Origin of the sequence: Pseudomonas sp. UBA5706 (assembly GCF_002419965.1) — a bacterium.
GTDB lineage: Bacteria > Pseudomonadota > Gammaproteobacteria > Pseudomonadales > Pseudomonadaceae > Aquipseudomonas.
Genome location: NZ_DIHC01000007.1, coordinates 209,328 through 233,506, shown reverse-complemented (window position 1 = coordinate 233,506; position 24,179 = coordinate 209,328). Strand labels below are relative to the sequence as shown.

Genomic DNA, 24,179 nt, shown 5'->3' with positions numbered 1-24,179 from the left:
CAAGCTGGACTCCTACGCCCTGCGGGCAGAATCAAAAGCGGGTAGCGTTGATAAGCGGGACTTTTACGTATTCCGGGAAGAATCAGGAGCGTATTGAAGAGGTGGACGCTATGAGCAGTTGCAGTTGCCATTACTGTTGGCGATGGCGATGGCGATGGCGATGGCGATGGCGATGGCGATGGCGAATGGCGAATGGCGAATGGCGCTTGATGCGGTTTTTGGATCTGGATCAGAGCCGCTCCTGATTCTGCCCGCAGGGCGTAGGAGCTGGCTTGCCTGCGATCTGCCGGGAACCGGCAGTAAACCGGGCACCTCGTTGCAACAGACAGACCGCGTGTAACGGGTTTGCTGCCGCTTCGCAGCAGATCGTCAGCAAGCTGGACTCCTGCGCCCTTCGGGCAGAATCAAAAGCGGATACCGAGATATCAGGCCGAAACCGCCACCAGACTCAACAAATGCCCATCCCCGACGCTGAACTGCGCCTCCAGCTCCTTACCGCTGTGCCACTCCTCCGATAGATCGATCTTCAAGCGCAACCGTGCGCGGCCGGTTTCTTCCGACCACTCCAGCATCTCGGCGTCTTCGAAATAGAAACGCGTGAGGACCAGCGGGTAGAGCGCTTTGAACAGGGCCTCCTTAAGCGAAAAGGTCAAGGTCACGCACAGCGCCAACAGGTGGCCTGACCCTGCGGCCATGCGCTGCATTTCATCGGCCGTGAGGATTTCTTTTGCCAGCTTCAGCGCCCTGTCTTCGTTCATCAGCGTTTCGACGTCCATCCCCAACGCGCGCCAATGCTGCGCGCTGGCGACGATGGCCGCAGCGCGGCCGCAGCTATGAGTGATCGAACCGCACACCTCCTGCGGCCACACCGGCGCACGGTCTTCACCGATCAACGGTACGTGCTGTCGACCATCGAGCTGGCGCATCGCTTCGCGGGCGCAAAGCCGACCGGCGAGGAATTCGGCCTGACGCTTGGCGACGGAACGCTGGACGCTTGCGGGAGGCTCGATCAAGCAGCGCTGAAAGTCACCGTCGGTGAACTTCTGTGGGTCGAATCGGGTGGTGACCAACACCGCATGGGGCAGCGCCTGGGGCAACGGCCATTGGGTGGTGAGGGTCGGGCAGCAAGGGGGGAGGATGGGCGATTGAGTCATAAGCGGCATTTTGTCGGAATGGGGTCAGGATACGCCAGCAAACTTGCAGTTTGTACTTGGACACGCGTCCTGGCCCGCATGCGTGTAGCAGTCCGTCTTGGCAGCGCTGACGAATTCAAGATCGTCCTCGCTGCCCAGCCGGATGACAGCAGCATCGGCGTTCGCTGCCGAGGCGGTGCCAAATGCAATCACAACGTCGAATTTTTCGCGAACTGTTCTTTAAGGAAGGCTTTCATGTCAGCCCATGAGCTCATGTCGGCCGTTTCGTTGTAGCCGATATCGGGGCCACCGTGATCGCCGTGGCTCAGCTTGTCGGCGTCGGGGTTGGTAAAACCATGCTTGGCACCGTCGATGCCGACGAACTTGTAGTCGGCCTTGGCCGCTTCCATTTCCTTCTTGAAATCCGCGACGTTCTGCGGGGTAACCATGGTGTCGGCATTGCCGTGTTCGACCAGTATCGGAGTCTTGGTCACGCCTTCCTTCGCTGGGGTTTTGGTGGTCAGTGCGCCATGGAAACTGACGACTGCGGCCAATGGCTCGCCCCGGCGTGCGGCATCCAGTACCACGGCGCCGCCGAAGCAATAGCCGATGGCGGCGATCTTCTGCGGATTGGTTTCAGGCTGCTGCTTGAGTTGCTCAAGCCCGGCATCGAAGCGATTGGCCGAGGCCGTTGCGTCTGCCGTCGCCGCTTGCATGAACGCCATCGCATCTTTGGGGTGCTCGGTATTCTTGCCTTCGCCGTACATGTCGATAGCCATCGCGCTGTAGCCGAGCACGGCCAGGTCACGAGCGCGCCGCTTGGCGTACTCGTTCAGGCCCCACCACTCATGTACTACCACGATGCCTGGTCGCGGACCCTTGATCGCGTCGTCGTAAGCGTAGTAGCCGACCAGTTTGGTGCCGTCGGCACTCTGATAGTCGAGGGTGCGGGTCTTGATTTCCGCTTGCGCGAGCCCCGCAAGGCACATAAGGGTTAGAGCTATCAGTAAACGCATGTTTTTCTCCTTCGCTATGGAGCGGAATTCGACATCGCTTGAAGAGTGGACTGGTGAAACGCCGAATTTATCCATCGGCAGCCGTTCAGCCCAAGTTCAGGGGGTGTTCAGTGGGAGTTCAGTGATCAACCCTTACCTTGGCTGGCGTAACCACAGCAAGCGCGTGACGCTATAAGGAGATATCCATGCTCAAGTTCAATCAGTTCATGCTCGCCCTGGCTTTCATCGGCGGCAGTGCAGTGGCACAGGCCTCCGAGGAGAGCATCACCTTCGGGGGTGTGACCTACGGCAGCACCAGCGACAAGATTTCCAAATCCAACAACCTCAACCGCAACCTGAACACCCCTAATGCCGACGGGATCATCGGCAAGGACGGCACGTGGGGCGTGCGGCTGGGCCAGCAAAATCAAGATAATCGTTACTACGCCAGCTACGACAATGTGTCTGGCAGCCACAATGGCTTGAAACTGCGCCAGGAAAATCTGCTTGGCAGCTACGACGCATTCATGCCGGTCGGCCCTTCCACCCAGCTGTTCGGCGGCGGCACGCTGGGCTTCACCAAGTTGACCCAGGAGTCGCGTGGCAGCAGCCGTGACACGGGGATGGGCTACGCCGCAGGCCTGCAGGCAGGTGTGCTACAACAGGTTGCACAAAACGTTTCGGTGGAGTTGGGTTATCGTTACCTGCGCAGCAACGCCAGTACCGAGGTCTCGCCGCACGGGCAGCCCAAGGCGGGCTCGCTGAAACTTAACAGCAGCGCTCAGACGTATCTGGCCGCGAACTACAATTTCTGATCAATCTATGGCTTGAAAACTGCCGGGCCCACGCATAGCGTGCGTCCGGCAGGTTTTGTATCGGGGCTGTCCCGCGTCACAGCGGGTAGAGGAATACTGCATGAAACTGCTGGTTGTCGAAGATGAGGCGCTGTTGCGTCATCACCTGCAGACGCGCCTGACCGAAAGCGGTCACGTGGTCGAAGCGGTGGGCAATGCCGAGGAGGCGCTGTATCAGGTCGGACAGTTTAATCATGATCTGGCGGTGATCGACCTGGGCTTGCCGGGTATCAGCGGTCTGGAGCTGATTCGTCAGCTACGCGCGCAGAGCAAGCCATTCCCGATTCTTATTCTTACCGCGCGTGGCAACTGGCAGGACAAGGTCGAAGGCCTTGCCGCTGGCGCCGACGACTACGTGGTCAAGCCGTTTCAGTTCGAAGAGCTGGAAGCGCGGATGAACGCCCTGTTGCGTCGCTCCAGTGGGTTCACCCAGTCGATGATCGTTGCCGGGCCGCTGACCCTGGACATCAACCGCAAGCAGGCTTCGCTGGACGAACAACCGCTGGCGCTGACTGCTTACGAATACCGGATCCTGGAGTACCTCATGCGCCACCATCAGCAAGTGGTGGCCAAGGAGCGCCTGATGGAGCAGCTGTACCCGGATGATGACGACCGCGATCCGAACGTGATCGAAGTGCTGGTCGGCCGCCTTCGTCGCAAGCTCGAAGGGCCGGCGGGGTTCAAGCCGATCGATACCGTGCGCGGTCTGGGTTACCTGTTCACCGAGCGCTGTCGATGATTCGATCGCTGCGCGTTCGGCTGATGCTGGCCGCTGCAACCTTGGCGGTCATCTTCATGCTGTTGATGCTGCCTGCATTGCAGAGCGCTTTCAGCCTGGCGCTGGAAAACGCGATCGAAAAACGCTTGGCCTCGGACGTCACCACGCTGATTTCCGCGGCACGGGTCGAGGATGACCGGCTGCTGATGCCGACGCTGCTTCCCGGCGAGCAGTTCAACCTGCCGGACAGTCGTTTGCTGGGCTATATCTATAACCGCGCCGGCAAGCTGGTGTGGCGTTCCCGGGCCACCGAGGACGAAGCGATCGACTACCAGCCTCGCTATGACGGGCTGGGCACCGAGTTCGCCAAGATTCGCCAGCCCAATGGCGAGGAATTTTTCGTTTACGACGTCGAAATCAAACTGCTGGGCGGGCGTAACGCGGCGTACAGCATCGTTGCCGTGCAGCCGGTGCGCGAGTATCAGGAAACCATCGCCGGGCTTCGGCGCAAACTGTATCTAGGCTTCGGCGGCGCGTTACTGGTGTTGCTGATTCTGTTGTGGGTGGGTTTGACCTGGAGCCTGCGATCGCTCAAAGGCATGAGCCAGGAGCTGGACCAGGTGGAAACCGGCTCGCGGGAAAGCCTCAGCGAAGAACACCCCAGCGAGTTGCTGCGCCTGACCGACTCGCTCAACCGCCTGCTGCGCAGCGAGCGCGAGCAGCGAGCGCGCTATCGCGATTCACTGGGTGATCTGGCCCATAGCCTGAAAACCCCCTTGGCGGTGTTGCAGGGTGTCAGCGAAAACATCGCCAAGCGCCCCGAGGATCTGGAGCAGGCGCGGATCCTGCAATCGCAGATCGAACGCATGAGCCAGCAGATCGGCTACCAATTGCAGCGCGCCAGCCTGCGCAAGAGCGGGCTGGTGCGCTACCACGTGGCCTTGAAGCCGGTGGTCGAAAGTCTCTGCAACACCTTGGAGAAGGTCTATCGCGACAAGCGGGTCGGGGTCTCGCTGGACCTGCCGGACGACTGTCAGGTGCAGATGGAAGAGGGCGCGTTGCTGGAAATGCTCGGCAACCTGCTGGAGAACGCCTATCGATTGTGCCTAGGCGTAGTGCGCGTGACCTGGCGACCTTCAGTGATGGGCGATGAACTGCTTATCGAAGACGACGGCCCGGGCGTGCCCCTCCACCAGCGCGCCCGGATTCTCGAGCGCGGCGAGCGGCTGGATCGGCAGAATCCGGGGCAGGGCATTGGCCTGGCAGTGGTCAAGGACATCATCGAAAGCTACGGCGCGCAACTGACGCTGGGCGATTCGGACCTGGGCGGTGCAGCATTCAGCATCCGATTTTCCATATAGGCTAGCTGGCCGCCATCTCCCGAGCCGGACGAACCCGTGGGAGACGTCGGAGGTTACGACGGCAGCGAAAGCGGTCAGTGAAGTTGCGTTTAAGTCACCTGACACACTGCCTTCTCCAACATGCCGACTTCCTCTAACGGTGATCCCAGGAAGTGACAAGAGGCGCTATGGCGGCGGATACCCGCCACCCCGTCGCCGATTTCTTCGATAATGGGCGGAAATCCGCCATCGCTCGCAAACTTTTTTGACTGTTTTTAACCAGGCAGTCCATGCCGTTCGGGCCTTTTGGATTATTCATAGAAGATGGCACGGCGCTTGCGAGACAGGGCGCAGAGCTTTGCCGCGCGCAACTCGACAACAACAAATCCCCCCGAGCAGGTGGGTTCGCACTTTAGGCATCGGTGTATCAGGAATGATTCAGGCCGAGGCTCTTGAGGAAACTGCAATGACGACTCGTCAGCCAATCTACAAATCCCTGTACGCCCAGGTGATCGTCGCAATCATTATCGGTATTGCCCTCGGTCACTGGTATCCCGAAACCGCCGTTCAGCTCAAACCCTTTGGTGACGCGTTCATCAAGCTGATCAAAATGGTCATCGCCCCCATCATCTTCTGCACCGTCGTCAGCGGCATCGCCGGTATGCAGAGCATGAAATCCGTGGGCAAAACTGGTGGCTACGCACTGCTCTATTTCGAAATCGTGTCGACCATTTCCCTGTTCATCGGCCTGATCGTGGTCAACGTCGTGCAGCCTGGCGCTGGCATGCACATCGACCCGGCAACGCTGGACGCCTCGAAAATCGCAACCTACGTGACCGCGAGCAAGGACCAGACCGTTGTCAACTTCCTGCTCAACGTGATCCCTGGCACCATCGTCGGCGCGTTTGCCAACGGCGATATCCTGCAGGTCCTGATGTTCTCGGTGATCTTCGGTTTTGCCCTGCATCGCCTGGGTGCCTACGGCAAGCCGGTGCTGGACTTCATTGATCGCTTTGCGCATGTGATGTTCAACATCATCAACATGATCATGAAGCTGGCGCCGCTGGGTGCGCTGGGTGCAATGGCCTTCACCATCGGTGCTTACGGTGTGAGCTCGCTGGTTCAGCTGGGCCAGTTGATGCTGTGCTTCTACATTACCTGCCTGCTGTTCGTGCTGGTGGTGCTGGGCTCCATCGCTCGGGCGCACGGCTTCAGCATCCTGAAACTGATCAAGTACATCCGCGAAGAACTGCTGATTGTGCTGGGTACTTCCTCGTCTGAATCGGCGCTGCCACGCATGCTGGTGAAGATGGAACGTCTGGGCGCGAAGAAATCCGTCGTGGGTCTGGTAATCCCGACCGGCTACTCGTTCAACCTCGACGGCACCTCGATCTACCTGACCATGGCGGCCGTGTTCATCGCGCAGGCGACTGACACCCACATGGACATCACCCATCAAATCACCCTGCTGGCCGTGCTGTTGCTGTCCTCCAAAGGCGCTGCAGGCGTGACCGGCTCGGGCTTCATCGTGCTGGCGGCCACCCTCTCGGCGGTAGGTCATCTGCCGGTGGCCGGTCTGGCGCTGATCCTGGGCATCGATCGCTTCATGTCCGAGGCCCGCGCCCTGACCAACCTGGTGGGTAACGCGGTGGCGACCCTGGTCGTGGCCAAGTGGGTAAAAGAGCTGGACGTGCCTCAGATGCAGGCTGAACTGGCCTCTGGTGGTCGCGCCATTGAAGAAACCCGCCCGGAAGACGATCTGGGTGTGGCCGAAGGCACGGCGCCGGTAGGCCGTTCCTGATCGATGAGTACCCTGCTGAAATAAAAAACCCGCCCGTGGGAACCCCGGGCGGGTTTTTTGTTGGAGGGGAGACATTCGTTATCTGAAAGCGCTGTCCCGCCAAGCCGGGGTCGCTTTGCCGGCATGGCTGGCGGCTACCGGGGCGATGTCGGCATTGTCATCGCGTCATTCCACCCGGGTCTCACCACTGAACACCAGTATTTCCCGACACCGGCGACACAGATACCGGCGTCCCTTGCGCACCAGCTTGTGCCGTTGCAGGGAGAACGGGAAGTCGCTCTCCGGGCAGGGGCAGCGGTAGATATAACGGGTCACGCTGCGTCGCTGGATTTCGTAGGTGTGGCAGCGATTGGGCGGCAGTTCGTACACCCCGCGCATGATTAGCTGCCATTCCTCGCCGTGGGGCGTGATGGTGTCGCCAAACAGCTGGTGGGCCACCAGGTGCGCAACTTCATGGGGCACCGTCTGGCGCAGGAAGTCCTCGCTGTTCTCGCGATACAGCTGGGGATTGAAGCGCAGCAGGTTTTCGTGCAGATGCGCGACCCCGGCCTTCTGGCCGCGCAGCTTGAGGCTAACCAGCGGACGCTTGAAAGGGCGTTTGAAAAAGTCTTCGGCTTGTTGATAACAGGATTCGACGCGGGTATTGAGTTGCTCGAGCATGCTTCATCGGTCTCCAGAGCAGGCGAGTATGCCGCAAAGCAATCACGCGCCGGAAACCCGAGGCGCCGAATGGTCGTGAAGGGGCCGACGACACTGGTCTTCCCGGTGCAGCCCACGCCCAGGGGCGCAGCTCGCCATTGAGGGCGATCTCCAGGACGTCACCGCCGGCAAGCCGCGGGGCTACAGGATCTGTCGCCATTACTGCGCATCTTCAGGACCAACAGGCATTACCCGCCTCAGGCTTTATGCGTAAAATACCGCCCCTTTCCTTACGTCACAGCGAGCGGACTACAGCGCCATGGGCACCCTTTCAGTCAATCAGAACAAACTGCAGAAGCGTCTGCGTCGGCTTGCTGGCGAAGCGGTGGCCGATTTCAACATGATTGAAGAGGGCGACAAGGTCATGGTCTGCCTGTCCGGCGGCAAGGACAGCTACACCATGCTGGACGTGCTGTTGCACTTGCAGAAGGTCGCGCCGATCAAGTTCGACATCGTCGCTGTGAACATGGACCAGAAGCAACCCGGCTTCCCGGAGCACGTGCTGCCTGCCTACCTGAAGGAACTGGGAATCGAGTACCACATCGTCGAGAAAGACACCTACTCGGTGGTCAAGGAGCTGATCCCGGAAGGCAAGACCACCTGCTCGCTGTGTTCTCGCCTGCGTCGCGGCACGCTGTACACCTTCGCCGACGAAATCGGCGCAACAAAGATGGCCCTCGGTCATCACCGCGACGACATCGTCGAGACGTTTTTCCTGAACATGTTCTTCAACGGCAATCTTAAGGCCATGCCGCCGAAACTGCGCGCCGACGATGGTCGCAATGTGGTCATCCGCCCGCTGGCGTACTGCGCCGAGAAGGACATCCAGGCCTATTCGGACATGAAGCAATTCCCGATCATCCCCTGCAACCTGTGCGGTTCTCAGGAGAACCTGCAACGTCAGGTGGTCAAGGACATGCTTCAGGAGTGGGATCGCAAGACCCCGGGCCGTTCGGAAATGATCTTCCGCAGCCTGCAGAACGTGGTGCCGTCGCAGCTGGCGGATCGCAATCTGTTCGACTTCACCAACCTGCGCATCGACGAGACCGCCGCATCGCGGTTCGTGAATGTGGTGAACCTCTAACGCCGTAAAGCGTTTCTGTCGGCGCGCGCTTGCCCGCGAATCGGTTCTGTCAGTCATCGGTTGTGTATCTGACAGACCGCAAATCGTGGGCAGGCGCGCTCCTTTGGCGGATTGCGATCGGGCTTAAAGCCCCACATCCGGCAGGACAGGCTTGTTCGCCAATGCCGTTTGCATCAGGCCTTCGACATAGGCTCGGTCACTGTCCGGCAGGGCCAGGCGCGGTGGGCGGGTCAGGGCGCTGCCACGTTGCATGATCGCTTCACACAGCTTGATGCACTGCACCAGGTCCGGGCGTGCGTCCAGATGCAGCAGCGGCATGAACCACTCATAGAGCGCCATCGCTTCGGCGAATCGCCCCGTCTTGGCCAGGCGGAACAGGGTTTCGCCCTCTTTCGGGAAGGCGTTGGACATGCCCGACACCCAGCCCACTGCGCCCACGGCCACGCTTTCCAGCAAAACGTCATCCAGCCCTGCGAACAGCACGAAGCGCTCGCCGACCTCATTGCGTACGTCGATAAAACGGTTGGTGTTCCCCGACGAATCCTTGAAACAGACAATGGTGTCGCAGTCGGCCAGGGAAATCAGGATGTCCGGGGTGACGTCGTTCCTGTAGATCGGCGGGTTGTTGTACACCATCATCGGCAGGTCCGTGGCCGCTGCCACGGTGCGAAAGTGAGCAGCGGTTTCGAACGGTTTGGAGGAGTACACCAGTGCTGGCATCAGCATGATCCCGTCGGCACCCGCTTTCTGTACGTCCTTGGCGACCGCGCTAGCGTTGGCGCTGGTGAATTCGGCGATCCCGGAAATCACTGGCACGCGACCGGCGGATGCATCCTTGGCCGCTTCAACCAGACTGATTTTTTCCGACACACTTAGCGACGTGTTCTCACCCACCGTGCCGCAAATCACCAGCCCCGAAACGCCATCGCGCACCAGATTGGCGATGACCTTGTGCGTGGCCTCCAGATTGAGGGAAAAGTCTTCGTTGAACTGAGTGGTGACGGCGGGGAAAACGCCGCTCCACGAAACGGAAGTGCTCATGGGATGCTCCTTTGGATGTGAAAGTATTTCGTATACGTTTTGATTTGGGCGGATTACGCCCGCTTAAACCCTTGTGTTGCCCTGTAAATGGTTCCGCAATGCTGACGTGCTTTTGATCTAGGCCGCAGACCTTAGGCGCTCGGCTCGCCAGCGATCTGGCGCGAGTCGGCCGTCAACCATAGGCCCTGACCGTGTGATACACGCCGCGTTTACAGGATGTACTGCCGGCTAACGGCATCTCGTGCGCTTGTGCCACGCTGGACTCCTTCGCCCGTGGGACAGAAACGAACTTCACAACTTCAGCCCGACTGGCCAGGTATCGCTCAGCTTGTACCCCTCTGGCCATGGATCGCCGGGGTCGAGCAAGTGTTGATGAGTACCGGTAATCCACGCCCGGCCTGACAGGCTCGGCACGATGGCCTTGCGCCCGGCAATCTCGGTTTCGCTCTGGATCTTGCAGTGAAATTCCGAGCCGATGATCGAACGACCGATAAACCGGTCCCCTACCTTCAATACGCCCTTGGCGTTCAGCACCGCCAGACGTGCCGAACAGCCCGTTCCGCAAGGCGAACGATCGATTTTGCCGGGGCGGATCACCACCGCGTTGGCGGCATTGGCCACGCCGCCGTCGTAGTTGACCGGCGCGGCGATCTGGCAGAAGGAAATGTGATTCCAGTCCTTATTGGTCGGATGGTTGAAGCCCAGTTGTTCGTTGGCGGCCTGGGTGATTTTCAGGCCGGTCTCTACCAAATCCTTCGCCTCGTCAGCAGTCAGCGAGAAACCCAGTTTCACCGAATCGACGATGGCAAAGCTGTCGCCGCCATAGGCCGTGTCGACCTGAATCGAGCCCAGCCCCGGCACCTCGATCCACACGTCCAGTTGATCGGCGAACGAGGGGTGGTTGTGCACCTCGACGCTCTGCACCTTGCCGTCACGGCATTGCGCGATGGCTTCGATCAGGCCGCCCGGGGCTTCCAGTATCAAGCGGGTCTGCGGCTCGGTCATCGGTACGATGCCGCTGTCCAGCAGCACGGTTGCCACGCACAGCGAATTGGAGCCGGACATGGGCGGTACGTCGGCAGGTTCCATGATGATCCAGCCCATGTGCGCCTTAGGGTGCTTGGGCGGCACCAGCAGGTTGACGTGCCGGAACACCCCGCCGCGGGGCTCGTTGAGCATGAAATTGCGCAGCACGTTGTCTTTCTCGATCCAGCGCGACTGCTCCCAGATCGTATTGCCTGGCGGCGGCGCGACCCCGCCGACGATCACGTCGCCGACTTCCCCTTCGGCATGGCAACTGACCACATGAATCACTTTCGATGAGCGCATGACGCAAAGCCTCCGGTTAAAGATATGACTGATTGAACAGCGGACCCTGCGGCAGTCCGGCCCGCCGACGCCGGCAAGCCGTGCTGCTCAAGCCCCACCACGGCTACAGCGCCTTTCAAATTGCCTTAATTGATCGAGCGCAAGAAGGCAGCGGTTTCGGGACGCTGCGGATGACCGATGACCTGATCCGGCGTGCCGATTTCGTGCACCAGGCCGTTGCAAAAAAACGCCACGCGGTCGGACACATCACGGGCGAAGCGGATTTCGTGGGTCACCAGAATCATGGTCATGCCGTCCTCAGCCAGCATGCGCATGGTGTCCAGCACTTCGCCCACCAGTTGCGGGTCGAGGGCCGATGTCGCCTCATCGAACAGCATGTAATCCGGCGACATCGCAAGCGCCCTGGCAATCGCCATGCGCTGTTGCTGGCCCCCGGACAGCTTGCCGGGGAATACCTTGAGCTTGTCGCCCAGGCCCACATGGGTCAGTTGCCTGACCGCCAGCGCTTCGGCTTCGGCCTGGCTTTTGCCGAGCACGGTGCGCGGCGCTAGCATCACGTTTTCCAGTACGGTCAGGTGCGGGAAGGCATTCCACTGCTGGAAGACGATGCCGATCTTCTGCCGCAGCTTGTTGATGTCCGTGCCCTTGGCGTGCACCTGGGTCCCGTCCACGCGAATGCTGCCGCTCTTGATCGACTCCAGGCCGTTGATGCACATCAGCAGCGTCGATTTGCCCGAGCCCGAGCCGCCGATGATCGACACCACCTCGCCTTTTTGCACCTGCAGGCTCACGCCCTTGATGACTTCAAGCTCGCCGAATGATTTGTGTACGTTGTCGATCTCAATCATTTTCCTGCCACCTTGTTTCCAGTCGGGCACCCAGACGGGCGATCACCAGACTCATGACGTAGTAAATGAGGCCTGCGATGCACAGCACCAGCAGCGGTTCTTGAATCCGGGTAACGATGGTTTGCGAGGCGCGCAGCAGTTCGACGATGCCGATCCACATCACCAGCGCCGTGTCTTTCATCACCGACAGCAGCAGGTTGACCCACCCCGCAAATGCCACCCGGGTGGCCATCGGCATGACGATCCGGCGCAGGTCCTGCCAGTAGCTCAGGCCCAGCGAGCGGCTGGCGCGGCGCAGGCTCAAGGGCACCGATAGCACGCCACTGCGAACGATTTCGGTGCAGTACGCGGTGACGTACAGCCCCAGTACCACGCAGGCCACGGCGAACGCGCTGCAGTTCACCCCGGCGATGCTTTTGAGCGCGTTGAACAGCACGAACTGGATCAGCAACGGCACACTGCGGAACACATCCAGCACCCACGCCAGCGGGATCGTACTGCGTGGCAGCAGGGCGCGGGCCATGCCGCATACCACCCCGGCCAGGGTGCCGATGAGCATCGAAATGATCGTCAGCAAAATCGTGATCCAGGCCCCTTGCAGCATGAATTGCAGGTCGTTCCAGCTGAAACTGCTATCGAACATGGTGATCCCTCAATACCGGAACAGGCGCCAGGACAGCAGCCGCGCCACGGCCACGATCAGCTTGGCGATCAGGTAATAGAGCACCGCCGCCATGGCGAAGAACTCGAAGGTGCGGAAGGTTTTGACGTTGTAGTCCTGGGTGACGCCGGTCAGGTCGTTGTTCAAACCGACGACCACGCCCATGGACGTCATCAAAACCGCCCAGACCATCTGGTTGGTCAGCGGGTAGAAGACGATGCGCATCAGCTGCGGAATGACGATCAGGCGGTAGGCCTGAGGCGCGCTCATGCCCAGCGAGCGGGCGGCGCGCAGTTGGGTGTCCGGAACGGCCTTGAGCCCGCCACGGAAGTTTTCCGCCAGGTAACCCGCATTGTTGAGGGTGATCCCGGCCAGCAGCGCCGCCCACGAACTGACGTGCAGCCCGAAAGAGCCCAGCCCGAAGTAAAGGATGTACACCTGAAACAGCGAGGGCGTGTTGCGCGCGATGGAAATCCAGGTCACCGCGAATCCACGCAACAGGCGGTTCTTGCCCTGGCGCATGAACACCAGAAATAGCGCAATGGTGACTCCGAGGATCATCGACAGGGCCGCAGTTTCAAAGGTGACGATTGCGCCGTCGAGCATGTCGGGTAATGCCTTGAACGCGGCTCGCCAGTGAAAGTTGTAATCAAACATGGGTGCGCGCCTCCGCTCGTTGCGCGGCCTGCAGCCACACCGGCAGGCGTCCGCTGGCCCGGCCCGTACATGCGCTGTCGACGCATTCAGCCAGGCTGGCGAAATGTACGCGACGGCCCACCAGGCCGGGCGCGTAATGCGCGTATTTGCCGGAGTTGGTCATCAGGTGGCGCGCGCCCGGGGGGATCACAGGTTCGCCGAGCATGCACCAGCAGGTGTCAGTGACGAACAGCACACCGAATGTCTCCAGGATGGCGAGGTGTCCTGCCTGTCGTGCTTGCTCCAGGGTGGCGCGGCCGCACGTGATGACGATCGCCAGGCCGTCGCGTTTGCGCAGCCCCCGGCAGAGCCGCGCGAGGGTGGCGCATTCGCTCACGGAAAAATGCGGATTGCCCAGGGACACCACGTCGACTTCCGGGCTTTGCGCGCTGTTCAGTTCGCGCCAGCTATGTAGTAGGTCGAGACCGCTGACGCTCAGCGTCTTGCCTGGCGCATGTCCGTTAAGGGCCAGTTCGGCGCGGGTGGCTTCAGGCGTCACCTCCGCCATGTGAAACATCGGCGCAGCGGAGGTCGTAGCGAACGCGGCGCTGAACGCTTTCAGGTCATCAAGGGTCGGCGCCTTGTGTTCCAGGCCGCAGACCACGGGAATATCGGCGCCGCAGAGCAGGCCGATGTGGTACCCGAGCAGCGGGTAGAAGCTGTCGTCCAGCTCGCCCAGTTCAGGCACATCGATGCGCAAGGTTGCCTGCCGCTGTTCGGTCAGGTGGCAACCGATCTTTGGGGCCCGGCCAGTCAGGGCGATGCAGATGTCCAGATAGTCGGGGTATTTCAAGGTGCGCGCGCCGATCACGCTGTTGGCGTAAACCACGGCGTTGGATTCGGCCCAGGCGATCTGCTCGCCCAGTTCCGGCGCGCTGTCGAGCAGGTAAGGCGCGCAGGTGAAGCTGATTCGCGCGCCCATGTCCAGATAGGCATCGCCCAACTGGCTGGAAGGCTCGCCCAGCGCAGGATCGACGCCCAGTTCCCGCCAGCGCCGCTTGTCCACCGAGATCGAATTAAGGGTGGTCGGCACACGCACCTGAGCGCCCCAGGCCAGCAATTGTCTGGCGAAGCGCAGGCTGGCGGGGCCGGTATAAATGCAGCCGTCGATGTGCGCCTGGGTGATGTCCAGCAACTCGGTGGCGCCGTGCAGTTCGGCCATGCGCAGGATGATCTCCATCGCCACTTGCGCGGCCTTGCCATAGGCGCCATCGATAAAACCCTGATCCATTTCGGTCAGGACGATGGGGTGGCGCAGGTGGCTGGTATGAGATGGCGCGTTCGCATCGGGGAGGGCAGGCGGCGCGCGGTCGTAGGCTGTGATGTGGCCCTCTTCGATGCGCAGGAATTTCACTTCGCGCAGCGCAGCGAAACCTCTTTCGCCCAGACTGACCACTGGGATCGAATACCCAAACATCTGCTCGGCCACCAGCACTCCAAGGGTGAGGATGTCTTCGACCCGTTCGAACAGTAGGGCTGCCGGTGCGTGCCCGTTGAGCATCAACTCCAGCAGCACGCTGCTGCCGGTGCACGAGCCACGACCGCTCGGGATGGCCAGCACTTTGCCGGTGATGAACTGGCCACTGAGGGGATGATGACGATCGATCACCTCACCTGTGAACGGCTCGACCCCGCCCCAAAAGCTTAAGGCGACATCGGCGTACAACAACTCGCCCTGGGCTCGGCCTGCGACCAGAGAGCGTCCGTTCAATGAAACTTCAGACATCGTGGGCTCCAGGATTGAAACATCGTGGATTTCTACAAGCGTTTTGATCGCTCCACGCTCGGCGTGGTTGGCCGCTTCTGACGCAGAGCGCCACAGAATGCGTTCCCACGCCAAGCATGGGAACGACCCGGGATGGGGGTTCGGCTCAGTAGTAAACCCCGGGCACGGTCAGGTTGGCCGGCTTGATCTCATCGCCCACCCATTTCTTCCAGAGTTCGTCATAGCGGCCGGTGCGGACTTGCTGGTTGACGAACAGGTTCAGGTAATGGATCAGGCCGTATTCGTTGCGTTTGGCCGCCAGTGACACGTAATCGATGACGTACGGGGCATTGCCCGCCACTTTCAGGCCCTTGTACTTGCCGGATTTGAGAGTCGCTGCGGCCACGGTGTTGGTAACCACGGTAGCGTCGATATGGCCTTGAGCGACGGCCAGGATGGTGTCGTTTTGCGTTTGATAGGCGCGGAAGCTACCGGAACCCCAGGCCTTCTGGTCTTTTTCCAGGGCGATGGCTTCATAGGTGCCGCTGGTGTTACCCACGTTCTTGCCCTTGAGGTCTTCATATTTGCTGATGTTGGCGTTGTCGCGGGTCAGCACCACCATCTGAAAGGCGAAGTAGGGGATGGTCAAGGCAACGGTCTTGGCCCGTTCCAGCGTGTCGGAGGTCGAGGCCACGATCACGTCGGCGCGCCCTGACACCAGCGCCGGGATCCGGTCCGGGAATGGCGTCTCGATCACTTCGGCAGTCACACCCAGCACCTTCGCCAGATCGTTGCAGTAATCCACGTCGAACCCGACCGGGTTGTTCTTGTCATCCCGGGAGCCCATGGGCGGGAAGTCCAGGGTGACAGCGCAGCGCAGTTTGCCAGAGTCGATGATGTCGTCGAGCTTGTCGGCAAAGGCCACGTTGAGAAAAGAGGAACTCATAACGGCGAGGAGGGCTACTGCAACAGCATGCTTTTTCATAGAAGCCTCGTTGGATGCAGGTATGGGAACGGCCGGATAAGTAATTTCGTATACGATATTTTATATGCACGGGCCGTGCCTGTTTTGCCCATTGAGCTGAAGGGCTTTATCTCGGTGTGTTATGGGCATGGTCGGAATTTTGTGCAGGACGCGGTGTTACATAAAGGAGCAAAACTGCATGGGCTGCTTCATAGATGCACGCTCGGGCGCGCCGGTTTTGATTTTGGGCGCAAGCCCCTAGCCGTTCTGCGTGCGTGCCCCGATCAAGGCAACGGGCGCCAAGCGCTAGCAACCCTGAGCAACGGCCGTGTCAGTAGACAGCTTGGCGAGCTTGTACTCCTGCGTCGCAGCAGATCGCAGGCAAGCCAGTTCCTGTGTCCTTCGGACAGACTCACAGGCCATGCTGCGACTGACGATATACGCTCGGCGAGACCCCGGTCAGCGAGCGAAACTGGCGGCTGAACGCGCTGTGGTCGGTGTACCCGCAACGCAACGCCACGTCGGTGATCGACAGGTCCTCGCGCAGCAACCGTGATGCCTCGCCCAGCCGCGCTTTGTGAATCATCTGCCGTGGGGTCAGCTGGAAGATACGTTTGCAGTGGCGTTCGAGCTGAGCGATGGACAGCCCGGCGATGGCGGTCAACTCTTGAAGCGTGATGGGACGGGCAAAGTGCTCGCGGATGTAGGCATCGACCTCGGCCAGCTTCTGATAGGCCGGATGCGATTGCAGGACTTGCAGGTCCCGCGAGATGCCGGCCAGGCCGATGATCGTGCCCTGGCCGTCGCGCAGGGCAATCTTGTGAGTCAGGCACCAGATTGGTTGATTGCCGTAATAAAGATGCAGTTCCAGTTGATCGCTGAGCTGCCGGCCATCGGCCAATACCCGTCGGTCCTGCGCGGTGTACAACGGCCCGAAGCGCACCGGAAAGACTTCCTCGGCGGTGCGTCCGACCAATTGATGCTTCTGCGTGAAGCCACAGCGTTGCACCAGCGTGCGATTGACCAGCGCATAACGCGCGTGAGCATCCTTGATGAAAAACACTACACCGGGGATAGCATCCAGCAGCGGCGCCACCCGCTCAAGGTTGCCGAGCAGTTGTTCGAGACTGTGCAGGGGGGCGGCGGGGATCAGCTCGATCATGTTCACAGGGCAGGTGACTGCATTCCAAGGACCGGTCGATGATGCGGTATTCGCCGTGCAACGCCTAGTGGAGAAAGCGCTTGCGCACGGCGTCGGCTGCACGCATTGCGTGGCGTCTTGCCTGTGCCACGACGGGGTTGTCAACCTTGCAACTGCGGTATGGCGGAGCCGACCGATTACTTGCAAGCCGGCGCCCACGCCATCCGAACAGAATCAACGCCAGGTCGAACGCTACGCGACCGTCGCGTCAAACCGCGGAGTTACTTTCCTCAAGGCACGCCAGCGTGGCAATCCGCGCAGGGCTGAACGGTGGGCGCAGCTGTGGTGCCTCCCAACCGAACAACGTTTGCGCGGCAGTTGCGCAGATGCGCCCCTGACACGCGCCCATGCCACAGCGGGTGTTGAGCTTGGCGGCGTTCCAGTTGCTGTGGTTGGCAAGATCGGCGTAGGGCACGTCCTCGCAACGGCAGACCAGGGTGTCTGGCTTCGCCAGATTTTTGAGGGCCGAACCGAGAGCGAAGGCCCGATTCAAGCAGTGGGCAAAGCGTTGCCAATGTTTGCGTTCGGGCCACAGTTTGCGCGCCTGGTCCCATTGCCCGACCGCCACCAGCCCGGCGATTCTGCCCTCGACCAGCGCCAGCTCGCTGCCTCCAAAACCACTGCATTCGCCTGCTGCGTAGTGGTCGGCGAGGCTGGTGGCTTGCCATGGGTCGACGATGATCGCGCCGTGCTCGACGCGGCAACCCAGCGCTGTAGCGATCTCCACATTGGGCACCAGACCGAAACCGCAGGCGAGCCGATCACAGACCATTTTCTCGGTGCGACTGCCGATCCGCAGCCGCACCGTTTCCAGTCGAGCCGACCCCGATGCATCCAGCACATGTGCCGATGTCCGGTAAGTGCCATGGGCCAACCCAACCGCCTGAAGCATCTTGCTCGGCCACTGCCACAATCGCGCGGTAAAGCCGCCTACAGCCGTCAGCGATGCCTGCTCGGCGATGCGCACCACATGGGCGCCATTCTTCCGGGCCGTGGCGGCTGCCGCCAGCAACAGAGGACCGCTGCCCGCGATAACGATGCGCTCTCCCGCCACCGGCAAACCCGCTTTGATCAGCGCCTGCAACGCACCCGCGCCGGTGATGCCTGGCAAGGTCCAGCCAGGGAAGGGCAGCAGCAGTTCACGCGCCCCGGTGCACACGATGAGGGTGTCGTACGCCAGAACCCAACCGGTGTCAGCGTCTTCCAGTAACAGGCACCTATGCCCGGCGATGGCAACCACCTTGCAGGCGCTGTGCAGTCGGATATTGGTGTAACGCTGAAGCTGAGCACGCACCTGGCTGGCCACGCCCGGCAGCTGCGCCTGTGGGCCATCGCGCCAGATTTGCCCGCCGGGCAGCGGGTTGTCGTCAAGCAGGGCAATGCTGATGCCGGTGGGTGCAGCCACCAGCGCTGCCGCCATGCCAGCAGGGCCGGCGCCGATGATCAATAGATCGACATGCTGCGTCATGGTTGGGTCTGCACGTGCATGCCATCACGACAGAGGGTCTGGCATGCCAGCCGACGCGAGCCGTCGATGTTCACGCGGCATTCCTGACAAATGCCCATGCCGCACAGCGGCGCTCGACGCTGGCCGCTGACCGATGTGCGGCTGCAACGGTCGCCGCTGGACATCAAGGCTGCGGCGACCGTGGTGCCTTGGGCGAAGCGAAACGGCTGACCGTCGATGCTCAATTCAGGCATGGGTTCAGGCTCCAAAAAAACGTTGCGGCAGGTAGGCGTTCAGGTGCGCTTGCAATGCGCTGGGCGTCGCGGTGCGTACCAACTGCGCAGCGAGCAGCTTCGCGGTGCCGGTGGCCGTGGTCACACCCAGGCCCTCATGACCGACCGCCAGCCACAGGCCGGGTGTGGTGGGATGCTGGCCAATCAACGGCTGGCCGTCAGGGGTCGCGGAGCGAAAGCCGGTCCAGCTGCGGATGCCGTTCATGCCGCCCAGATCAGGCAGGAATGCCATCGCGCGGCGCAGCATCCGCCCCAGCATGCTGGCGTCGATGGTCGGGTCATGGTTATCGAACTGCCGGGACGAGCCCACGAATAACTGCCCGGTCGGACGTTGCTGCACGTTGAACGCCACCGATGGGCCAATGCCCTGGTGGGCGCTGGTGACGTAGCCCAGTTCGACCAGCGTATGGGTGATCTGCGCCGGGTAGCGGTCGGTGATCAGCAAATGGCCTTTCTTGGCTTGCAGCGGCAAGTCCGCGCACAACTCCCGCGCGTAAATGCCACTGGCAAGCACCACCGCCGTGGCCGTCAACCATTCGCCACTGGCCAGCCGCACACGATTGCCCTGGAGTTCGACGACCTGAGCTCGCTGCTGGCGCACGCGTTCGGGTTGACGCTGCAACAACCACCGCGCCGCGTTGGGCGCATAGAGAATGCCGTCGCCATTGACCTTCAGCGCACCGAACAGGCCAGCACGCAAGCAGGGTTCAGCGAGTGCCAGCGCCTCGCCAGTGATCAATTCGCAGCTCAGCCCGAACTCGCTCAACGCCGTCTGCTTGCGCTCGGCCTCGGCCATTTCCTCTGCGTTGCAGGCCAGCCAGAGCGTGCCGTTATTGCGCATTGCGCAATTGTCGGGCATCTGCGACGCCAGTTCGCGCCACAGACACACCGAATACGCGCCCAGCGCCAGTTCAGCCGGACTGTGATCCAGCACCACCAAGTGGCCCATGCCCGCCGCCGTAGCGGCTGGGCGCTGGCAATCGAGCACCAAAATATCGAGGCCATGGCCGGCCAATTCGTGCGCGCAAGCAGCGCCGATAATCCCGCCGCCGACGATGATCACATCGGCCGCATGGCCGTGGATCACGAGCGAATGCCCCAGGCGAACGGGTCTTCATCGTCCAGCAGCAAGGAGGCTTCGGCACTGATATAGGCGCGTCCGCGGATGGTCGGCACGATGCGGTCGCCCATCCGCCGCTCGCCGTGCTGCCATTGGAAACTGCCTTCGAACTGGCTGCCGATGACGCTGGCTTGGTTCCAGAGGGTGCCGGGTTCAAGTTTGCCGTCGGCCGCCAGGCACGCCAGTTTGGCGCTGGTGCCGGTGCCACAGGGGGAGCGGTCGTAAGCTTTGCCGGGACACAGTACGAAGTTACGGCTGTCGGCCCGGTCGTCGTCAGCGAACAGTTCGATGTGATCAATGACGCCGCCGTCGTCGCCGCGAACGCCCTGGCTTTCCAGTGCCTGTCGCACCTTCCAGGTGTAATCGGTGAGGGCATCGAGGTTATCGCCAGTGACATTCAGGCCGTGATCGGCAATCAGGAAGAACCAATTGCCGCCCCAGGCGATATCGCCGGTCACGTTGCCGAGCCCCGGTACATCGACGATGAACTGCTTGCGATAGCGATAGGACGGCACGTTGTTGACGCTTACCGACCAGTCTTCGTGCAGTGTCGCCTGGACCGTGCCCACCGGGGTTTCGATGCGGTGCACGCCCGGGCCGATCTTGCCCAGATGTGCCAACGACACGATAAGGCCGATGGTGCCGTGGCCGCACATGCCCAAATAGCCCGTGTTGTTGAAAAAGATCACCCCGGCACAGGCCCCTGGATCGACAGGCCGGCAAAGCAGTGCGCCCACCAGCACGTCGCTGCCACGGGGCTCCAGCACGGTCGCCGCACGCCAGTCATCGAATTCATCGGCCAGCAACTGGCGACGTTCGGCCATGCTGCCGTCGCCGAGGTCGGGAAACCCGTCGAGCACCAGTCGCGTGGGTTCACCGCCGGTGTGAGAGTCGAGGATCTGGATGCGCTTCATGTAGTCACCCCAAGTGGTAGGCCATCGTTATCTGGACGCCGTACCGGCAGCGCCACGCCTGGCCGGCGGCGTAGGCAAGATCGCGGCTGCCGGCAAGCCAGGCTGCTACAGGGGATACAACGGTGTTACCGAGCAGCCGAGTGCTATCAGATTGGCGGCAATACTCGGCAGGGTCTTGACCGATTTCACCTGGGGAAATGACGAAATCGGCACAGTCGCAGGGTCAGATTTCGCTGATGGCCGCGTTGGGCAGGTGCGCATAGAGTGCGCGGCAGACGCCGATGATGTGATGCTCGATCAGTTCGGCGGCTTTTTCCACGTCACGATCGGCACAGGCCTTGAGGATATCGCGGTGCTCCTGGTCGGCGCGCTCCTTGCCTTCCTCGAAGCTCATTTGCACGCGCAGGTAGCGTTCCACCTTGTCGTGAATCGAGCGAATCATGTTCAGCAGGAACGGCCGTTGCGCCGCTTCATACAGGCACGTGTGAAACGCCCAGTTCAGCTCGGCCCAGCGCCCGATATCGTCATCGTCGATGAACTCGTCGCAGATGGCGCTGGCCTGATCGATCTGCGCCTGGGTCAGCCTTGGGACGGCGAGGCGAATCGCCTGCACCTCCAGCAGCACCCGCACCTCGAAAATCTGCGCCAGCTCAGGCTCGGAAATGCGCGTCACCACCGCGCCCTTGTTACGCTGGAACTGCACCAGCCCCTCTGCCTCAAGCCGTTTGAGCGCCTCTCTGACGGGAATCTTGCTGACATTGAACACGCGGGCGATGTCGTCCTGACGGATCGGCTCGTCTTCGGCGAACTGGCCCGAAATGATCGACTCCCGCAGGTGTTTGGCGATGACCTCGGACGCAGAGGGCGCGACACCGAGGTTGGGTGCGTCGGGAAGAAGGAAAGGCACGCGAGCGACTCAGGCAATGGGCAAGTGGTGGAGATTGTATACGACCTCCGATTCGTTACACCTGATGTCGCTTCTCAGGCCGAGGAAAAAGATCAGTGGTTGACCGTCAATGACAGCATCATCGACAGCTGGCACAGCGGGCGGCCACTTTCGGCATGCCACTGATTGAACGCCGCCTGCACTGCCGCTTGATCGCGCTGGCTGCTGGGAACTCTGTCGACGATGTTTTGGGCATTGAGCGCAGCGACCACATCGTTGCTGGGAATGAAGGTGTCCTTGCCCACCATGCGCAAGAAGCGCGGTGCCGACAGGCCGCCCATCTGGTTGCCGTGTTTGAACAGATAGCGCCACAGACCGACGATATCGGTGACGGGCCAATCGGCGATGAAATTACCGAAGCTTCCGTGTTCCTGGGCAATGTCCAGAATCAGTTGCGCGTTGCGCGGCACGCTTTTGAGTTTGCCCAGATGGCGAATGATCCGCGCATCCTGCATCAGCCGCTCCAGATGATCGGCGCCCATCAGCACCACCTTTTCCGGATCGAAGCCAAAGAACACCTGCTCGAAGGCTGGCCATTTGGCGTCCACCAGACTGTGCTTCAGACCTGCGCGAAAGACCCGCAGGGCCATGGTCGACAGGTAACGGTCGTCGCTTAGGGCCTTGAGTTTTTTAGGCGTGGCGGGAGTGGGCAAACGCGCTTCGAGCGCGGCGGCGGAACCAAAGCGGTTGAGGCAGTATTCATTGAGCCATTTGTAGTCTTGCATGCCCTCTCCAGAGAAAAATTCATATGCGCTGTGCGATGTGCAGGCCAAGGTGTGCTGGCGGTCAGGATCGTCATGTGCCGCATGGGCGTTTGATCAGCTGCGGCACATCCCGCGACAGGCCCGTCCATCCCTTGGGCTTCTCAGCCACGCGCAGGTTCAAGCAACAGCGCGGTTTTCGCCAGGCGTTGGCCCAGGGCGCGACACAGCGTGGTTTCGTGTGGATCCAGCGGGCGCTTGCCATCGGCCCCTGCGTGGTGGCTGGCGCCGTAAGGCGTGCCCCCGCCGCTGGTCTCGACCAGCGCCGCTTCGCTGTAGGGCAGGCCGGTGATCAGCATGCCGTGGTGCAGCAAGGGCAGCAGCATCGACAGCAGCGTGGTTTCCTGGCCGCCATGCAGGCTGGCGGTGGAGGTAAATACGCCCGCAGGCTTACCCACCAGCGCGCCGGTCAGCCACAGGTTGCTGGTGCCATCCAGAAAATATTTAAGCGGCGCCGCCATGTTGCCGAAGCGCGTCGGGCTGCCGAGCGCCAGGCCCGCGCAGTTCTTTAGATCGTCGAGGGTGGCGTAGAGCGAGCCGCTCTGCGGAATGCTCGGCGCGACGGCTTCGCATTCGCTGGAAATCGCCGGCACCGTGCGCAACCTCGCTTCCATGCCGCCCATTTCGATGCCGCGGGCGATCTGCCGGGCCATTTCAGCGGTTGCACCGTTACGGCTGTAAAACAGAACCAGAATGTACGGTCCGCTCACGGCAGGATCTCCAGAATCTTTTCCGGTGGACGACCGATCGTGGCTTTATCACCCACGATCAGGATGGGGCGTTCGATCAGTTTCGGGTGTGCAGCCATGGCGGCGATCAATTGGTCGTCGCCCAGACGGGCATCGGCCAGGTTCAGGGCCTTGTACTCGTCTTCGCCGGTGCGCAGCAGTTGACGCGCGCCGATGCCGAGCTTGCCGAGCAGGTCGCGCAACTGCGCGGCATCGGGCGGGGTTTCCAGGTAGCGGACGATGGTCGGGTTCAGGCCGCGTGCTTCGAGCAATTCCAGTGCGCCACGGGACTTGGAGCAGCGCGGATTGTGATAAAGCGTCAGATCGGTCATTTGCGGTCGCATCTTTCGTGAAGTGGCGGGTATTCTACAGGCGTCTCGATAAAGACCAAGATCAGGTCCGCATCGCGTTTTCAATCAAAGGAACCAGCATCATGGCAAGGCGTCTGGCAGCGGTGGTAGCGCTTATCGGGAGTGTGTTGCTCAGCGGGTGCGGGGTCGATCTGGGGCCTGACCAGAATGGTCAGAAAGTCGCCAGCGAGAGGGTCGACAAGCATTGGCTGGTGCTCAACTACTGGGCCGAGTGGTGTGGCCCGTGCCGTACGGAAATCCCGGAGTTGAACAGGTTGTCCGCACAGATGAGCGGGCAGAAAGTCAGCGTATTCGGGGTCAACTTCGACAATCTGCAGGGTGAAGACCTGAAAGCCGCCAGCAATGCGCTGGGGATCAAGTTCACCGTGCTGGCCCAAGACCCGGCCGATCAATACGACCTGCCCAAAAGCGAAGCCCTGCCGGTGACCTACATCATCGACGACAAGGGCAAGGTGCGCGAGCAACTGATGGGCGAGCAGACTGCGGCCGGTGTGGCGCAAAAGCTGGCGGAGTTGAAGGGCAAAGGCTGA

The 24,179-nt window shown here is 61.3% G+C and carries 26 protein-coding genes; 7 read left to right on the top strand and 19 right to left on the bottom strand.

The annotated features are described in order from the left end of the window. Positions 1-124 precede the first annotated feature (124 nt). Positions 125-340 carry a hypothetical protein gene (locus B3I26_RS04545; RefSeq protein ID WP_296255513.1) on the top strand — a complete coding sequence of 72 codons (216 nt, stop codon included), beginning with the start codon at positions 125-127 and terminating at the stop codon, positions 338-340. Positions 341-425: 85 nt separating this feature from the next. Here B3I26_RS04545 and B3I26_RS04540 read toward each other — a convergent pair whose 3' ends face one another. Beyond that, positions 426-1,154 carry a 4'-phosphopantetheinyl transferase family protein gene (locus tag B3I26_RS04540; protein WP_296255511.1) on the bottom strand — a complete coding sequence of 243 codons (729 nt, stop codon included), beginning with the start codon at positions 1,152-1,154 and terminating at the stop codon, positions 426-428. Positions 1,155-1,342: 188 nt separating this feature from the next. Continuing rightward, complete coding sequence (locus B3I26_RS04535) at positions 1,343-2,149, bottom strand: dienelactone hydrolase family protein (protein WP_296255510.1); 807 nt, start codon at positions 2,147-2,149, stop codon at positions 1,343-1,345. Between the two features lie 185 nt (positions 2,150-2,334). On the opposite strand from B3I26_RS04535, the gene B3I26_RS04530 reads away from it, so the two are divergent. The 4 genes from B3I26_RS04530 to B3I26_RS04515 all read left to right on the top strand — a co-directional run bounded on the left by B3I26_RS04530 (position 2,335) and on the right by B3I26_RS04515 (position 6,841). Further along, positions 2,335-2,943, top strand: coding sequence for an outer membrane protein (locus tag B3I26_RS04530; protein ID WP_296255508.1), 609 nt, complete (start codon positions 2,335-2,337; stop codon positions 2,941-2,943). 100 nt (positions 2,944-3,043) lie between these two features. Next, entirely contained in the window at positions 3,044-3,721 is a 678-nt protein-coding gene (locus B3I26_RS04525) for a response regulator transcription factor (RefSeq protein ID WP_296255506.1), read from the top strand. Next, a complete protein-coding gene (locus tag B3I26_RS04520; RefSeq protein WP_296255504.1) occupies positions 3,718-5,061 on the top strand; it encodes an ATP-binding protein in 1,344 nt (447 codons plus the stop codon). Before B3I26_RS04525 ends, B3I26_RS04520 begins: the two co-directional genes overlap by 4 nt. Positions 5,062-5,506: 445 nt before the next feature. Continuing rightward, positions 5,507-6,841, top strand: a complete 1,335-nt coding sequence (locus B3I26_RS04515; protein WP_296255502.1) for a dicarboxylate/amino acid:cation symporter — start codon at positions 5,507-5,509, stop codon at positions 6,839-6,841. Between the two features lie 165 nt (positions 6,842-7,006). On the opposite strand, the gene B3I26_RS04510 is transcribed toward B3I26_RS04515, so the two are convergent. Continuing rightward, complete coding sequence (locus B3I26_RS04510; protein ID WP_296255501.1) at positions 7,007-7,501, bottom strand: SprT family zinc-dependent metalloprotease; 495 nt, start codon at positions 7,499-7,501, stop codon at positions 7,007-7,009. Between the two features lie 298 nt (positions 7,502-7,799). Here B3I26_RS04510 and ttcA point away from each other — a divergent pair, with 298 nt between their 5' ends. Beyond that, positions 7,800-8,624, top strand: coding sequence for a tRNA 2-thiocytidine(32) synthetase TtcA (ttcA, locus tag B3I26_RS04505; RefSeq protein ID WP_296255498.1), 825 nt, complete (start codon positions 7,800-7,802; stop codon positions 8,622-8,624). Positions 8,625-8,747: 123 nt separating this feature from the next. Here the strand turns inward: ttcA and B3I26_RS04500 are convergent, their stop codons facing one another. From B3I26_RS04500 to arsC, 16 genes are all read right to left on the bottom strand, one after another. Then, entirely contained in the window at positions 8,748-9,665 is a 918-nt protein-coding gene (locus tag B3I26_RS04500; protein ID WP_296255495.1) for a dihydrodipicolinate synthase family protein, read from the bottom strand. 291 nt (positions 9,666-9,956) lie between these two features. Continuing rightward, a complete protein-coding gene (locus B3I26_RS04495) occupies positions 9,957-10,994 on the bottom strand; it encodes a trans-3-hydroxy-L-proline dehydratase (RefSeq protein ID WP_296255494.1) in 1,038 nt (345 codons plus the stop codon). Between the two features lie 125 nt (positions 10,995-11,119). After that, positions 11,120-11,842 (bottom strand): amino acid ABC transporter ATP-binding protein, encoded by a 723-nt coding sequence (locus B3I26_RS04490; RefSeq protein WP_296255492.1) that lies wholly within the window; start codon positions 11,840-11,842, stop codon positions 11,120-11,122. Further along, positions 11,835-12,485 carry an amino acid ABC transporter permease gene (locus tag B3I26_RS04485; RefSeq protein ID WP_296255489.1) on the bottom strand — a complete coding sequence of 217 codons (651 nt, stop codon included), beginning with the start codon at positions 12,483-12,485 and terminating at the stop codon, positions 11,835-11,837. Before B3I26_RS04485 ends, B3I26_RS04490 begins: the two co-directional genes overlap by 8 nt. A 9-nt stretch (positions 12,486-12,494) precedes the next feature. Then, a complete protein-coding gene (locus tag B3I26_RS04480; protein ID WP_296255486.1) occupies positions 12,495-13,160 on the bottom strand; it encodes an amino acid ABC transporter permease in 666 nt (221 codons plus the stop codon). Then, positions 13,153-14,925 (bottom strand): aconitase family protein, encoded by a 1,773-nt coding sequence (locus tag B3I26_RS04475; RefSeq protein WP_296255483.1) that lies wholly within the window; start codon positions 14,923-14,925, stop codon positions 13,153-13,155. Before B3I26_RS04475 ends, B3I26_RS04480 begins: the two co-directional genes overlap by 8 nt. A gap of 145 nt (positions 14,926-15,070) precedes the next feature. Next, complete coding sequence (locus B3I26_RS04470; RefSeq protein WP_296255481.1) at positions 15,071-15,889, bottom strand: transporter substrate-binding domain-containing protein; 819 nt, start codon at positions 15,887-15,889, stop codon at positions 15,071-15,073. Positions 15,890-16,280: 391 nt separating this feature from the next. Next, positions 16,281-17,030 (bottom strand): AraC family transcriptional regulator, encoded by a 750-nt coding sequence (locus B3I26_RS04465; RefSeq protein ID WP_296255479.1) that lies wholly within the window; start codon positions 17,028-17,030, stop codon positions 16,281-16,283. A gap of 247 nt (positions 17,031-17,277) precedes the next feature. Then, entirely contained in the window at positions 17,278-18,537 is a 1,260-nt protein-coding gene (locus tag B3I26_RS04460; RefSeq protein WP_296255477.1) for an NAD(P)/FAD-dependent oxidoreductase, read from the bottom strand. Then, on the bottom strand, positions 18,534-18,770 hold the full coding sequence (locus B3I26_RS04455; RefSeq protein WP_296255475.1) for a (2Fe-2S)-binding protein: 237 nt from the start codon (positions 18,768-18,770) through the stop codon (positions 18,534-18,536). The genes B3I26_RS04460 and B3I26_RS04455 overlap by 4 nt, the downstream gene beginning before the upstream one ends. A 4-nt stretch (positions 18,771-18,774) precedes the next feature. After that, complete coding sequence (locus B3I26_RS04450; protein WP_296255473.1) at positions 18,775-19,896, bottom strand: NAD(P)/FAD-dependent oxidoreductase; 1,122 nt, start codon at positions 19,894-19,896, stop codon at positions 18,775-18,777. Continuing rightward, positions 19,893-20,843 (bottom strand): 4-hydroxyproline epimerase, encoded by a 951-nt coding sequence (locus tag B3I26_RS04445; RefSeq protein ID WP_296255470.1) that lies wholly within the window; start codon positions 20,841-20,843, stop codon positions 19,893-19,895. Before B3I26_RS04445 ends, B3I26_RS04450 begins: the two co-directional genes overlap by 4 nt. A gap of 223 nt (positions 20,844-21,066) precedes the next feature. Then, positions 21,067-21,750 carry a GntR family transcriptional regulator gene (locus B3I26_RS04440; RefSeq protein ID WP_296255467.1) on the bottom strand — a complete coding sequence of 228 codons (684 nt, stop codon included), beginning with the start codon at positions 21,748-21,750 and terminating at the stop codon, positions 21,067-21,069. A 92-nt stretch (positions 21,751-21,842) separates the two neighbouring features. Further along, positions 21,843-22,514 (bottom strand): DNA-3-methyladenine glycosylase I, encoded by a 672-nt coding sequence (locus tag B3I26_RS04435; RefSeq protein ID WP_296255466.1) that lies wholly within the window; start codon positions 22,512-22,514, stop codon positions 21,843-21,845. Positions 22,515-22,654: 140 nt separating this feature from the next. Continuing rightward, entirely contained in the window at positions 22,655-23,260 is a 606-nt protein-coding gene (gene wrbA / locus B3I26_RS04430) for an NAD(P)H:quinone oxidoreductase (RefSeq protein WP_296255465.1), read from the bottom strand. Next, the gene (gene arsC, locus B3I26_RS04425; RefSeq protein ID WP_296255464.1) at positions 23,257-23,610 is read right to left on the bottom strand and encodes an arsenate reductase (glutaredoxin); all 354 of its coding nucleotides are present in this window, start codon (positions 23,608-23,610) and stop codon (positions 23,257-23,259) included. The genes wrbA and arsC overlap by 4 nt, the downstream gene beginning before the upstream one ends. A 101-nt stretch (positions 23,611-23,711) precedes the next feature. Between arsC and B3I26_RS04420 the strand changes: the two genes are divergently transcribed. Next, on the top strand, positions 23,712-24,179 hold the full coding sequence (locus B3I26_RS04420) for a TlpA family protein disulfide reductase (protein WP_296255462.1): 468 nt from the start codon (positions 23,712-23,714) through the stop codon (positions 24,177-24,179).

Excerpts from the sequence above, each read along its gene's own strand:
- B3I26_RS04500 (WP_296255495.1), bottom strand. The coding sequence starts at position 9,665 with ATGAGCACTTCCGTTTCGTGGAGCGGCGTTTTCCCCGCCGTCACCACT.
- B3I26_RS04515 (WP_296255502.1), top strand. The coding sequence starts at position 5,507 with ATGACGACTCGTCAGCCAATCTACAAATCCCTGTACGCCCAGGTGATC.
- B3I26_RS04485 (WP_296255489.1), bottom strand. The coding sequence starts at position 12,485 with ATGTTCGATAGCAGTTTCAGCTGGAACGACCTGCAATTCATGCTGCAA.
- B3I26_RS04510 (WP_296255501.1), bottom strand. The coding sequence starts at position 7,501 with ATGCTCGAGCAACTCAATACCCGCGTCGAATCCTGTTATCAACAAGCC.
- B3I26_RS04465 (WP_296255479.1), bottom strand. The coding sequence starts at position 17,030 with ATGATCGAGCTGATCCCCGCCGCCCCCCTGCACAGTCTCGAACAACTG.
- ttcA (WP_296255498.1), top strand. The coding sequence starts at position 7,800 with ATGGGCACCCTTTCAGTCAATCAGAACAAACTGCAGAAGCGTCTGCGT.
- B3I26_RS04530 (WP_296255508.1), top strand. The coding sequence starts at position 2,335 with ATGCTCAAGTTCAATCAGTTCATGCTCGCCCTGGCTTTCATCGGCGGC.
- B3I26_RS04470 (WP_296255481.1), bottom strand. The coding sequence starts at position 15,889 with ATGAAAAAGCATGCTGTTGCAGTAGCCCTCCTCGCCGTTATGAGTTCC.
- B3I26_RS04535 (WP_296255510.1), bottom strand. The coding sequence starts at position 2,149 with ATGCGTTTACTGATAGCTCTAACCCTTATGTGCCTTGCGGGGCTCGCG.
- B3I26_RS04520 (WP_296255504.1), top strand. The coding sequence starts at position 3,718 with ATGATTCGATCGCTGCGCGTTCGGCTGATGCTGGCCGCTGCAACCTTG.
- B3I26_RS04445 (WP_296255470.1), bottom strand. The coding sequence starts at position 20,843 with ATGAAGCGCATCCAGATCCTCGACTCTCACACCGGCGGTGAACCCACG.
- B3I26_RS04525 (WP_296255506.1), top strand. The coding sequence starts at position 3,044 with ATGAAACTGCTGGTTGTCGAAGATGAGGCGCTGTTGCGTCATCACCTG.
- B3I26_RS04475 (WP_296255483.1), bottom strand. The coding sequence starts at position 14,925 with ATGTCTGAAGTTTCATTGAACGGACGCTCTCTGGTCGCAGGCCGAGCC.
- arsC (WP_296255464.1), bottom strand. The coding sequence starts at position 23,610 with ATGACCGATCTGACGCTTTATCACAATCCGCGCTGCTCCAAGTCCCGT.
- B3I26_RS04455 (WP_296255475.1), bottom strand. The coding sequence starts at position 18,770 with ATGCCTGAATTGAGCATCGACGGTCAGCCGTTTCGCTTCGCCCAAGGC.
- B3I26_RS04460 (WP_296255477.1), bottom strand. The coding sequence starts at position 18,537 with ATGACGCAGCATGTCGATCTATTGATCATCGGCGCCGGCCCTGCTGGC.
- B3I26_RS04490 (WP_296255492.1), bottom strand. The coding sequence starts at position 11,842 with ATGATTGAGATCGACAACGTACACAAATCATTCGGCGAGCTTGAAGTC.
- B3I26_RS04435 (WP_296255466.1), bottom strand. The coding sequence starts at position 22,514 with ATGCAAGACTACAAATGGCTCAATGAATACTGCCTCAACCGCTTTGGT.
- B3I26_RS04540 (WP_296255511.1), bottom strand. The coding sequence starts at position 1,154 with ATGACTCAATCGCCCATCCTCCCCCCTTGCTGCCCGACCCTCACCACC.
- B3I26_RS04420 (WP_296255462.1), top strand. The coding sequence starts at position 23,712 with ATGGCAAGGCGTCTGGCAGCGGTGGTAGCGCTTATCGGGAGTGTGTTG.
- B3I26_RS04495 (WP_296255494.1), bottom strand. The coding sequence starts at position 10,994 with ATGCGCTCATCGAAAGTGATTCATGTGGTCAGTTGCCATGCCGAAGGG.
- B3I26_RS04480 (WP_296255486.1), bottom strand. The coding sequence starts at position 13,160 with ATGTTTGATTACAACTTTCACTGGCGAGCCGCGTTCAAGGCATTACCC.